1 protein-coding gene is annotated in these 13,192 nt (G+C 77.0%); it reads right to left on the minus strand.

What is annotated here, in order from left to right:
* Window positions 1-55 precede the first annotated feature (55 nt).
* The coding region (locus C1A33_RS34930) for a type I polyketide synthase (protein ID WP_165818388.1) at window positions 56-13,192 on the minus strand (13,137 nt) is incomplete at its 5' end.

Below are 13,192 nucleotides of genomic sequence, written 5' to 3' on the forward strand. Positions count from 1 at the left end.
CCCTCCAGGAAATGGGGCTTGGAGACACCGAGAGAGCCGACGGAGCCGGCCGGACTCAGAGCTCGTTGTCGATGAAGGCGAAGATCTCGTCGTCCGACGCGGCGGCGAGCGTGCCCGCGACGGACTGTTCCCGGTCGCCCGCTCGTGCCTGGCGCAGCCGGTCCTGCAGGTCCGCCAGCCGGGCGGCGAGGTTCTCCCGCGCGCCCGGGTCGGCCGGGTCGTCGTCCGGACCGGTGACCAGCGCTTCGACGGCGGCCGCCAGCCGGTCCAGTTCGGCCCGCACCGCCGCGGCCCGCGCCGCCGCCGTGCCGGCGGGGGAGCCCGCGCCGTCGGTGCCGAACAGCTCGCCGTGCAGGTGTTCGGCCAGGTGGCCGGCAGTGGGATGGTCGAAGACCAGGGTGCTCGCCAGTCGCAGGCCCGTGGCCGCGGCAAGCCGGTTGCGCAGCTCCACGGCGGTCAGCGAGTCGAACCCGAGTTCTCGGAAGGCCTGATCGGGACGCAGCGTGTCGCTCGACGCATGACCGAGGACGGCGGCGGCCTGGGCGCGGACCAGGCTCATCACCAGCTCCGGGCGGTTCTCGCTTGCGGCCTCGGCCAGCCGCCGCGGCCAGTCCGCGCGATCCGCGGCGCCGGAGTCCTGCGCGCGGCCCGGGGTCACGAGGCCGCGCAGCATCGGATGGGCGGGCGCGTCGCGCAGTCGCCGGGGGTCGAGGCGGGCGGTGACCACCGCGGCCCGCGACGTGTCGATCGCGGCGTCGAACAGCGCCAGCCCCTCGGCCGTGGACAGCGGTGGCACGCCGGTGCGGGTCATCCGCTCCCGGTCGGCGGCGCCGAGGTGGCGGGTCATCTCGCTGGCGTGCGACCACAGGCTCCACGCCATCGACACCGCGGGCAGGCCGACGGCGCGCCGGTGCTGGGCGAGGGCGTCCAGGAAGGCGTTGGCGGCCGCGTAGTTGGCCTGCCCCGGGGTGCCCAGCGTGCCGGCGAGCGAGGAGAACAGGACGAACGCCGCCAGGTCGGCGTCCCTGGTCAGCTCGTGCAGGTTCCACGCCGCGTCGATCTTCGGGCGTAGCACCCGGTCGAGCTGGTCGGCGTCCAGGACGTGGACGGGCACGTCGTCGATGACACCGGCCGCGTGCACCACCATGGTCAGCGGATGCTCCGGCGCGATGCCCGCCAGGGCCGCCGACAGCGCCGTGCGGTCCGCCGCGTCGCACGCCACCACCCGCACCGACGCTCCGGCGGCGGTGAGCTCGGCGACGAGCGCGCCGGCCCCGTCGGCGGCGACGCCCCGGCGGCTGGTCAGCAGCAGATGGCGCAGCCCGTGCCGGGCCACCAGGTGTCGGGCGAGGTGCGCGCCCAGCACACCGGTCCCGCCGGTGATCAGGACGGTGCCGTCCGGCGACGGCGCCCGCGGCACCGTGAGGATCAGCTTTCCGACGTGGCGGGCCTGGCTGAGGAAGCGGATGGCCTCCGGCGCACGCCGCAGGTCCCAGGCGGCCGCCGGCAGCGGGTGGAGCTCGCCGCGCTCGAACCTCGGGCGCAGCCATCCGAGCATGCCGCTGACGTGGTCCGGCCCCTGTTCGGTGAGGTCGTAGGCGCGGTAGCGCACGTCCGGGCGCACCTGGGCGACCCGTGCGGGGTCGCGGATGTCGGTCTTGCCCATCTCCAGGAACCGGCCGCGTGGCGCCAGCAGGCGCAGGGACGCGTCGACGAACGGCCCGGCGAGGGAGTTCAGCACGACGTCCACGCCGCGCCCAGCGCTCGCCGCGCGGAACGCCTCCTCGAAGCCGAGGTCGCGCGAGGACGCGATGTGCCGCCCGTCGAGGCCCCACGCGCGCAGCACGTCCCACTTGCCGGGGCTCGCCGTGCCGTACACCTCCAGTCCCCACAGCCGGGCGAGCTGCAGCGCGGCCTGCCCGACGCCGCCGGTGGCCGCATGCAGCAGCAGCGACTCGCCCGCGCGTACCTCGGCGATCTCGGCGAGTCCGTAGTAGGCGGTGAGGAAGGCGACGGGGATGGTGGCGGCCTCGGCATAGGTCATCGCGTCCGGGATCCGGGCCACCAGGCGCTGGTCGGTGGTCACCAGCGGACCGGCGCCGGTGACCAGGCCCGCCACCCGGTCGCCCGGGCGCAGCGCGGTGACGTCCGGGCCGACCTCCACGACCAGCCCGGCGCCCTCACCGACGGGCGGCCTCGCATCGCCGGTCACCATGCCGAGCGCGAGGATCACATCGCGGAAGTTCAGCCCGGCGGCCCGCAGGGCGATGCGCACGTGGCCCGGTGGCAGTGGCTCCTCGGCGCCGCCGTAGGCCGCCAGGACGAACCCGTCGACCTGCCCGTCGCCGGTGAGCTCCAGCCGCCAGCCCGCCGCGCCGGCCGGCGGGCGCAACGAGTCGGTGTCGGGAATCCGGGCGAGCCGCGGGATCAGGCGGCTGTCCCCGCGCACGGCGAGCTGCGGCTCGTCCGCGGTGGGCAGGAGCAGCTCCAGGGACGGTGCCGAGCCCCGGGGGTCGAGATCGACGAGGCCGAAGCGGCCGGGGTTCTCCGCCGTCGCCGTGCGGACCAGGCCCCACACCGCGGCGTCGGCGAGGCTGGTCACCGGCTCGCCGGCGCGGACCGCGACCGCCCCGCGGGTGACGAACACCAGCCGTCCCGCGGCCAGGCGTGGGTCGTGCAGCCAGGCGGCGACCAGCTGGCGGGCCCGCTCGGCGCCGTCTCGGGCGCGGGCGGCCAGCGCCGGGTCCGTCGGGCGGTGCCACGCGACGTCGCCCGTGGCATCGGGTTCGTCGTGGGTCGCGGCGGCCGGCCCAGCGGCGGGGAGGGCCGGTGTGGCCGCGGGGAGGGCCGGTGTGGCGGCCGCGTCCAGGCCGACGCAGGGCACCAGCACGGTGAACGGCTCGCCCGGCCGGGCCGAGGCGGCCGCGGTCGCCAGGTCCGTGCCGGGCACCGTGGGCAGCAGATCGAATCCGGTGGTCGTCGAGGGGCCGGTGCCCAGCACCAGGACGGGGCCGGCGGCGGCAATGGCGGGCTCGGGCGACGCCGCCGCGGGCTCGGGCGTCCAGTCCAGTCCGTACAGGGCGGGCGTCGTCGTGGGCAGCCGGGAAGGATCAAGAGGACGCAGGGTGAGCGCTTCGACCGTGAGGATCATGCGTCCCGAGGCGTCCTCAAGCCGCAGTGCCACCGTGTCCGGGCTCGTCGCCCTGGCCAGAACCCTGGCGGCCGCCGCTCCGACCACACCCGTCCGCACGCCGCCCCAGGTGAACGGCACCAGGATCCGCCCGATGCCTGCCCCGGTCCCGGCGTCCGGGGTGCCGGCGTCCGGGGTGCTGGCAGCCAGCGCGCAGGCGTGCAGGGCCGCGTCGAGCAACGCCGGGTGCAGCACGCACGCCGCCGTGTCGCCGCGCTGGTCCTCGGCGAGCTCGACGTCGGCGGCCACCCCGTCGGTGTGCCGCCAGGCGGCGCGCAGCCCCTGGAAGGCGGGGCCGTAGTCGTACCCCCGCTCGGCGAGCTGCCGGTACAGCTCGGCGACGTCGACGGGCTCGCCGGCGGGCGGCCAGCCGAACCCGGGCGCCGGCGCGTCCGTGGCCGCCGGGTCCGTGGCCGGGGGCCCGGCGGGCCGCAGGGTGGCGCGCGCGTGGCACGTCCACCCGGCGTCCGGGAGGTCCGCCGGCCGGGAGTGCACCTCGGCGGCGCGAGACCCGTCCTCGGCCGCGGCCCGGACGGTGACCTGCAGGTCGACCGCGCCCTCGGCGGGCAGCGGGAGCGGGGCCCGCAGGGTGAGCTCCTCGAGGAGGAGGTTGGCCGGCCCGTCGAGGTCCGGGCCGGTACCGGCGACGGCGCCGTCCCTCACCGCCGCCGCGCCGTGCAGGACGAGGTCCACGAACGCGGCGCCAGGCAGCAGCGTGGTGCCGAGCACGGCGTGATCCGTGAGCCACGGCTGCTGGCGCAGCGAGATCCGGCCGGTGTGCAGCACCCCCCCGTCCGCCAGCGGCACCGCCGCGGCCAGGAACGGATGTGTGGTGCCGGCCAGTCCGGCCGCCCGCAGGCCGCCGCCGGCGTGCTCGCGCGGCTCGAGCCAGTACCGCTCCCGGGCGAAGGGGTAGGTCGGCAGGTCGACGTGGGGGAGGTGCGCCTCGCCGAGGACCGTGGTCCAGTCGACCGGCAGGCCGTGCAGATGGGCCTCGGCGAGCGAGGTCAGCAACCGGTCGGGGCCGCCGTCGTCGCGGCGCAGTGTCGAGAGCACCACGGATCCGGCGACGTCCGCGTCGGCGAGACTGTCACCGATGCCCACGGTCAGGACCGGATGCGGACTCACCTCGAGGAACGCGGTGCGACCGGCGGCGGCGAGCTGACCGATGGTCGGTGCCAGGCGGACCGGCTCGCGCAGGTTGCGGTACCAGTACTCGGCGTCGAGCTCGGTGCCGTCGAGGGGGCCCGCGGTCACGGTGGACCAGAACGCGACGCGCGCCCGCGTCGGCCGCACGTCACGCAGCTCGTCGAGCAGCCGTGCGCGGATCTCGGCCACGTGCGGGGAGTGCGAGGCGTAGTCGACGGGGATGCGCCGGGCCCGGATCCCGTCCGCCTCGCATGCGGCCAGCAGTTCGGCCACCGCCTCGGCGGCGCCGGAGATGACGGTGGTCGCCGGCCCGTTGGCGGCCGCCACGTCGAGGTGCCCGGGCCAGCGCCGCAGCAGGTCGGCGGTGTGCCGCGCGGACAGCGCCACGGACGCCATCGCGCCCCGCCCGGACAGGGTGGTCAGAGCCCTGCTGCGCAGCGCGACCACGCGGGCCGCGTCCGACAGGGACAGCGCCCCGGCGACGCAGGCGGCGGCGATCTCCCCCTGGGAGTGGCCGACGACCGCGTCCGGGCGGATGCCGTGGGACCGCCAGACCTCGGCCAGCGACACCATCATGGCGAACAGCGCCGGCTGCACCACGTCGACGCGGTGCAGTCCGGCCGGGCCGGACCCCAGGTGGGCGGCCCCGGGCGGCGCGGACCGCCCCGCGGCGGACTGTGCCTCGGCGGACTGTGCCTCGGCGGAGTCCGCCTGGGCGGACTCGGCCGCGTCGGACGGGACGGCGAGCACGTCGAACAGGGACCAGTCGACGTGCGGGGCGAGGGCGTCGGCGCAGGCGGACATCGCCGCGCGGAACACCGGGGACGTCGCGAGCAGCTCGGTGGCCATCCCCGCCCACTGGGCGCCCTGGCCGGGGAAGACGAACACCGTCCGCCCGGGCTCGGCACCGCCGGTCGTGGGCAGGGCGGCGACGAGACCCGCGGCCGGCTCCCCCCGGCGCAGCGCGTCCAGCGTGGTCACCAGCTCGCCCGCCGTCGCGTCGGGCCGGGCGAGGGCGACCGCGCGGTGCGGGAACGCCGTGCGGGTCAGCGCCAGGGCGCGGCCCACGGCGCGGGCGGGAAGGTCGGGGTGCGCGGCGGCGAACGCGCGCAGTCCGGCGGCCTGCTCGCGCAGCGCCCGCTCGTCCCGGGTGGACAGCAACCAGGCGACGGGCAGGCCCGGCGCGGAAGCCGGCTGGCCGTCATGCGCCGCCGAGGCCGGCGGGCCGTCCGGGGTGGCCGGGACGGGGGTGTGCGGGGCGTCCGCCGCGGCGGGAGGCTGCTCGAGGATGAGGTGGGCGTTCGTGCCGCTGATGCCGAACGAGGAGACCGCGGCGCGGCGCGGGCGGCCGGTCGCGGGCCAGGGCCGCTGGTCCGCCAGCAGCTCGATCGCCCCCGACGACCAGTCGACATGGGGGGTCGGCTCGTCGATGTGCAGGCTGCGGGGAAGCACGCCGTGACGCATCGCCTGGACCATCTTGATGATGCCTGCGGCGCCGGCCGCGGCCTGGGTGTGGCCGATGTTGGACTTGACCGAGCCGAGCCACAGCGGCTGCCCGGCCGGGCGGTCCTGGCCGTAGGCGGCCAGCAGCGCGTGCGCCTCGATGGGGTCTCCGAGGCGGGTGCCGGTGCCGTGCGCCTCGACGATGTCCACTGTCTGCGGGCTCAGCCGGGCGTTCGCGAGGGCCTGGCGGATGACGCGTTCCTGCGCCGGCCCGCTCGGCGCGGTCAGCCCGTTGCCACCGCCGTCGGAGTTGACCGCGCTGCCGCGCACGACGGCGAGCACCGGGTGGCGGTTGCGCTCGGCATCGGAGAGCCGTTCGAGCAGCAGCAGCGCGACGCCCTCGGCCCAGCCGGTGCCGTCCGCCGCCGCCGCGAACGGCTTGCAGCGCCCGTCCGGTGCCAGGCCGCGCTGACGGCTGAACTCGACGAAGGTGGTCGGCGTCGCCATCACGGTCGCGCCGCCGGCGAGGGCCAGCGAGCACTCGCCGCCGCGCAGCGCCTGACTGGCGAGATGCACGGCGACCAGGGACGACGAGCAGGCCGTGTCGATGGTCATGGTGGGACCCTCGAACCCGAACGAGTACGCGATCCGGCCGGACGCGACGCTGCCGGCGCTGCCGCTGGCGAGCAGCCCCTCGAAGCCGTCCGGTGGGGCGGCGGCCAGCCGGGTGCCGTAGTCGTCGTACATGACGCCGGTGAACACGCCGGTGTCCGAGCCGCGCAGGGCGCCCGGTGGGATGTGCGCGCGTTCGAGCGTCTCCCAGGCCACCTCCAGCAGCAGGCGCTGCTGGGGATCGATCGCCAGCGCCTCGCGGGGGGAGATCGCGAAGAACGCGGGGTCGAACTCGCCCGCGTCGTGCAGGAACCCGCCGTGGCGCACGTAGGAGGTGCCGGTCCGCTCCGGGTCGGGGTCGTACAGGCGCTCGACGTCCCAGCCGCGGTCGTCGGGGAACGCGCTGATGGCGTCGGTGCCCTGCGCGACCAGCGTCCACAGCTGCTCGGGGGTGCGGACCCCACCGGGGAACCGGCAGGCCATCGCCACGATCGCGATCGGTTCGTCGGACGCCGCGGCGGCCGTGACCGCCACCGTCCGCTGCCCGCCGCGCAGCTCGGCGTCCAGGTGGGCGGCGAGCTGCGCGGCGGTGGGCCGGTCGAACACGACGGTGCTGGCCAGCCGCAGGCCGGTCGCGGCGGACAGCGCGTCGCGCAGTTCGAGGACGCTCAGGGAGTCGAAGCCGAGATCGCGAAAGGGCCGGTCTGCCTCGATGGCGGCGGCGTCGGTGTGACCGAGCACTTCGGCGGCACGGCGCCGGACCAGGGCGAGCAGCTCGGCGCGCCGCTCGGCGTCGGCCAGGGTGGCCAGCCGATCGGCGAGGTCGCCCGCCGCCGCGGGGGCACGCCGCTGGCGGGGAACGAGCCCGCCGAGCACCGGCGGTACCGCCCCCGCGGCGGCCCTGGCCCGCAGCGCCGGCGTGTCGATCCGGACGGGCACGACCAGCGCGGGACCCGCCGTGATCGCGGCGTCGAACAGTGCCAACCCGTCGGACGTGGACAGCGGTGCGATGCCCGCGCGGGCGAGGCGGGCGCGGTCGGCCGGGCTCAGTCGCGCGGCCATGCCGTCGCCGTCCCACTGTCCCCAGGCCAGGCTGACGGCCGGCAGGCCGCGGGAGCGACGCTGTGCGGCGAGCGCGTCGAGGGCGGCGTTGGCCGCCGCGTAGTTCGCCTGCCCGGCGTTGCCGAGAACGCCGGCCAGCGAGCTGAACAACACGAACGCTCCCAGGTCGGCGGTGCGGGTCAGCGCGCTGAGGTTCCACGCGGCGTCCACCTTGGGGCGCAGCACCGCGGCGAGGCGGGCCGGGGTGAGGGCGTCGACGGGGGCGTCGTCGAGCACGCCCGCGGCGTGCACCACGCCGGTCAGGGGATGGCGGGGGTCGACGGCGGCCAGCACCGCGGCCAGCGCGGGGGCGTCGGCCGCGTCGGCGGCCGCCACCGTGACCTCGGCGCCGAGCTCGCGCAGAGCACGGGTGACGTCGCCCGCCCCGGGAGCATCCGGCCCGCGCCGGCTCAGGAGCAGCAGATGGCGCACGCCGTGGGCCTCGACCAGGTGACGGGCGACGAGGCGGCCCAGCGCCCCCGTGCCCCCGGTGACGAGCACCGTCCCGTCCCGGTGCCACGGCGGCGCGGCGGATGGCCGGTCCGGGCCGGGGACGCGGGTCAGGCGTGGCACATGCCAGCGCCCGTCGCGCAGGGCGACCTGGGGCTCGCCGACGGCCAGCGCCGCCTGGACGGCCGCGGTGACCCGCGCGTCCGACTCCGTCAGCTCCGTCAGCTCCGTCAGCTCCGTCAGCTCCGACGGCTCCGACGGCTCCGACGGCTCCGACGGCTCCGGATCGAGGTCCACCAGGACCAGCCGACCGGGATGTTCCTGCTGGGCGGCGCGCACCAGGCCCCACACGGCCGCGCCGGCTGGATCCGGCGCCTCGTCGGCCTGGACGCCGACCGCGCCCCGGGTGACGACCACCAGGGTGGACGTCCCGTCGGCGTGGGCGAGCCACTCCCTGGTCCGTGCCCACGCGCGGTGCGTGTGGTCGCGCACCCGGGCGGCGCCGTCGTCCGCGCCGTCAGGGCCGCCGTCCGGCCGGTCGCCGCTGCCGGGCCGCTCGACGGCCAGGCAGAGATGTGTCTCGACGGGGCCGCGTGGCACGGGGGATGCGGCGGCGGGGATGACGGGCAACCAGGTGAGCTCGAACAGCGCCTCGCGCGCGAGGCTGGCCGCCGACCGCTCGACGTCCACGGGCCGCACCGTGAGCCGGTCGATCGATCCCACCGGCGTGCCGGCCGGATCGGCGAGGTCGACGGACACGGTGTCCGACCCGGTGGGCGCCAGCCGCACCCGCAGCGCGGTGGCCGCGCCGGCCCGCAGCCGGACGCCGCCGAACGAGAACGGCAGCCGCGGGCGGGGGTCGTCGTCGCGCGGTGGCAGCGTGAGCTGGGCGTGCAACGCCGCGTCGAGCAGCGCCGGGTGCACGGCGTGACTGTCGGCGCCGGTTCCCTCCGGCAGCTGCACCTGCGCGTACAGGACGTCGCCGGCCCGCCAGGCCGCCCGCAGGCCGCGGAAGGCTGGTCCGTAGTGGTAGCCACGGTCGGCGACCTCGTCGTAGAGGCCGTCCACCGGGATCGGGGTGGCGCCGGCGGGTGGCCAGGGGCCCCGCGCCCAGCCGTCGGTCGCGGTGCCCGCCGTGGGCGAGGTGCCCGCCGGCGGAACAGGCCGCGTCTGCGCGCCGCTGCCCGCCAGCAGCGTTCCGGTCGCGTGCGTGGTCCACGGGCTGTCGGTGAGCCCGTCGTCGGGCCGTGACCACACCTCGACCCGGCTGCGGCCGTCCGCGTCGGGAGGATCGACCGACACGCCGATGCGGACCGCGCCGTCCGCCCGCAGGCCCAGCGGCGCGGCGAGCGCGAGGTCCTCGATCGCGCCGCGCCCGGCATGGTCGGCCGCGGCGGCGACCAGGTCCAGGAAGGTGGTGGCGGACAGCAGGATCGTGCCGCCGAGGGCATGGTCGGCCAGCCATGGCGCCTGGGAGGGGCCGAGCCGGCCGCTGAGGATGACCTGGCCGTCGGCGAGGGTGAGCGCGGCGCGCAGCAACGGGTGGCCGGTCGCCTCGAGTCCGGCGCCGGCGAGATCGCCCGGGCCGGCGGCGTCGTCGTCCAGCCAGTAGCGCGTCCGCGTGAACGCGTAGGTGGGCAGCGGGACCACGCGGGCGCCGCGCTCGACGAACCGGGCCTCGGCCCGCGGCCACCGCGGCCGGGAGGCGCGCAGCTGGGCGCCGAGGGCGGCCCCGAGCGCGTCACGGGCCTCGACCGCGCCGTCGGGCAGGGTGGGGAGGAACGTGAGCCGGTCGGTCTCCGGATCTTCGGCCAGGGCAGCACGGGCCAGGGCCGACAGCGTCCTGCTGGGCCCGAGTTCGACGAACGTCATGGCCGCCTGCGCGCGCAGCGTCCGCACGGCGTCGTGGAAGCGGACCGTCTCACGCACCTGCCGCACCCAGTAGTCGGCCGAGCGGACCTCGTCGTCGGCGATGACCGTGCCGGTGAGCGTCGAGACCAGCGCAATCGCCGGGTCGTGGTAGGTCAGGGCCCGTGCCGTCTCGCCGAACGGGGCCAGCATGGCGTCCATATGGGCGGAGTGGAAGGCGTGGCTGGCCCGCAGCGACCTGGCGCGCCGGCCCTGGCCGCGCCAGCTCTCGGCAAGCGCGGTGACGGCGTCGCGGTCCCCGGACACGACGGTGGCGGTGGGCCCGTTGACGGCGGCGATGTCGACGGCGCGCGCGACACCCGCCGCGTCCAGCGCGGCCGCGACCTGCTCGGGGGTGCCCTCCAGCGCGACCATCGCCCCGGTGGCCGGCAGGTCCTGCATGAGTCGGCCGCGGGCGAGCACCAGCGTGCACGCGTCGGGCAGGGTCAGCACGCCAGCGACGTGCGCGGCGGCGAGCTCGCCGATGGAGTGTCCGGCGAGCAGCGCGGGACGCACGTCCCAGGACTCCAGGTAGCGGAAGAGCGCGACCTCGAGGGCGAACAGCGCGCTCTGCGTGTACAGGGTCTGGTCGAGCAGAGGCGCCGTGGGGGTGTCCGCGGCGGCGAACATCACGGACAGCAGCGGCTGCTCCAGCCCGAGGTCCAGCCGACCGGCCACCTCCCGCAGCGCGCCGGCGAAGACCGGATCCCGCTCGAACAAATCGCGGCCCATGCCCGGACGCTGGCTGCCCTGGCCGGCGAAGAGGAACGCGACGCCGCCGGGCTGGCCGCCGGCGCGGACCACGTTCGTCGCCGCGTCGCCGCGGGTGAGCGCCGCCAGCCCGGCGCGCAGCTCGTCGTGATTGCCCGCGAGGACAGCCGCGCGGTGAGGCAGCGGCACGCGGCCGCGCAGCAGGGTCAGGCCGAGGTCGGCCAGATCCAGCGCCGGCGCCTCGTCGAGCCGTTCGAGCAGCCGGTTGGCCTGGCCGGGCAGTGCCGCGGCGGACGCCGCCGTCACCACGAACGGCAGCGGAGCCACCGGCGTCCCGGATGCCGTGGGAATCGCCGGAGCCACGGGCGTGCCGGAAGTCGCGGCCGTCGCGGCCGTCTCTGCCGCCTCGGGTATCTCGGCCCTCTCGGGCGTCTCGGGTATCTCCGGCGTCTCGGGTGTTGGCGCCGTCGCCGGTACCGCGTCCGGCGACGGTCGGGACGGCTGCCCGGGGACGGCGGGAGGTTCCTCCAGGACGACGTGCGCGTTGGTGCCGCTGATGCCGAACGACGACACCGCCGCGCGCCGCGGCCGGTCCCCGGCGGGCCAGGGCACCGCCTCGGTCAGCAGGGACACCGCGCCGGTCGACCAGTCGACGTGCGGGGAGGGGGCGTCCACGTGCAGGGTGCGCGGCAGCTGCTCGTGGCGCATCGCCATGACCATCTTGATGATCCCGGTGGCGCCGGCCGCGGCCTGGGTGTGACCGACGTTGGACTTGACCGAGCCGAGCCACAGCGGCCTGCCCGCGGGGCGGTCCTGGCCGTAGGTGGCCAGGAGTGCCTGGGCCTCGATCGGGTCGCCGAGCGTCGTGCCGGTGCCATGCGCCTCGACCGCGTCGACCTCGTCCGGGCGCAGCCGGGCGGCGGCGAGCGCTCGGCGGATCACCCGCTCCTGGGCCGGCCCGTTGGGTGCGGTCAGGCCGTTGCTCGCCCCGTCGGAGTTCACCGCCGAGCCGCGGACCAGCGCGAGGACCCGATGGCCGCGGCGGCGCGCCGCCGCGAGCGGTTCCAGCAGGAGCAGTCCGAGTCCCTCGCCCCAGGACGTGCCGTCGGCGGCGGCGGCGAACGGCTTGCACCGGCCGTCCGGAGCCAACCCCCGCTGCCGGCTGAAGTCGACGAACGTCGCCGGCGTCGCCATGACCGTGACACCGCCGGCGATGGCGAGGTCGCACTCCCCGTCGCGCAGGGCCCGGGCGGCGAGGTGCACGGCGACGAGCGATGACGAGCAGGCGGTGTCGATCGTGAGGGTGGGGCCTTCGAGCCCGAAGGTGTAGGCGATCCGCCCGGAGGCGACACTGCCCGCGCTGCCGGCCCCGAGATGACCCTCGACCTGAGCGGGCGCCCGGCGGAACCGGGTGCCGTAGTCGTCGTACATGACGCCGGTGAACACCCCGGTGGCGGAGCCGCGCAGCGTGTCCGCGCTGATGCCCGCCCGCTCGAACAGCTCCCAGGTGCCCTCCAGCAGCAGGCGCTGCTGCGGGTCCATCGCCAGCGCCTCCCGCGGACTGATGCCGAACAGGCCGGCGTCGAAGTCCGCGGCCTCGTGCAGGAAACCGCCGTGGCGGACATAGGAGCAGCCGGTCCGGTCCGGGTCGGGGTCCCACAGCGCGCCGACGTCCCAGCCGCGGTCGGTGGGGAAGGCGGAGATCGCGTCCCGCCCGTCGGTGACCAGCCGCCACAGCAGCTCGGGCGAGTGCGCCGCGCCGGGCAGCCGGCAGGCCATCGCCACGATCGCGATCGGCTCGTCGGCGGCCGTGGCCGACGTGGGCGCGGCGGCCCCGGCGGACCGCCGCGAGCCGGCGAGGCGTTCCAGCAGCAGGCCGGCGACCGCCGTCGGCGTCGGCTGGTCGAACGCCAGCGTCGCGGGCAGGGTGAGGCCGGTCCGCGCGCTCAGGGCGTTGCGGAACATGATCGCGCCCAGCGAGTCCAGGCCGTGGTCCCGGAAGGCGGTGTCCGGGTCGATCCGGTGTGGGTCGCCGTGGCCGAGAGCGTCCGCGGCCTGCTCGCGCACCAGGGTCACCAGGGTCGCCAGCCGCCGTTGCGGGTCGAGACGGGCGAGCCGCCGCGCCCAGGATGACGGGGTGGGTTCGGCCTTCGCGGCGCGGCCCGCGGGGCGGCGGGGGGCCGGTGCCAGGGTGCGCAGCGCGGCGGGCAGCGTCCCCTGTTCCGCCAGCCGATGCAGCGTGGTGGCGTCGAAGCGAGCGGCGACGAGGGCGGCGTCCACTGCCGCGGGCGGTGCGTCCGTCCGGGCCGGTGGCGAGGCGGCGAGCACGGCCGCGTCGAACAGCGCCGTGGCCTCCTCGTCCGCGAGCGGAGCGAGGCCGGCCTGGGCGAGGCGGGACGCGTCGGCGGCGGACAGGCGCCCGGCCATCCCGCCGGCGGCCCACTGACCCCAGGCGATGGAGACCGCGGGCAACCCCAGCCGCCGCCGTGCCTGGGCGAGGGCATCCAGCGCGGCGTTCGCGGCGGCGTAGGCCGCCTGCCCGGCGTTGCCGAGGACACCGGCGAGCGAGGAGAACAGGACGAAGCCGTCGAGGGGGTGGTGGCGGGTGAGGTGGTGGAGGTGGTGGGC

Source organism: Frankia canadensis (genome assembly GCF_900197875.1).
In the GTDB taxonomy this organism is placed as follows: Bacteria; Actinomycetota; Actinomycetes; order Frankiales; family Frankiaceae; genus Frankia; species Frankia canadensis.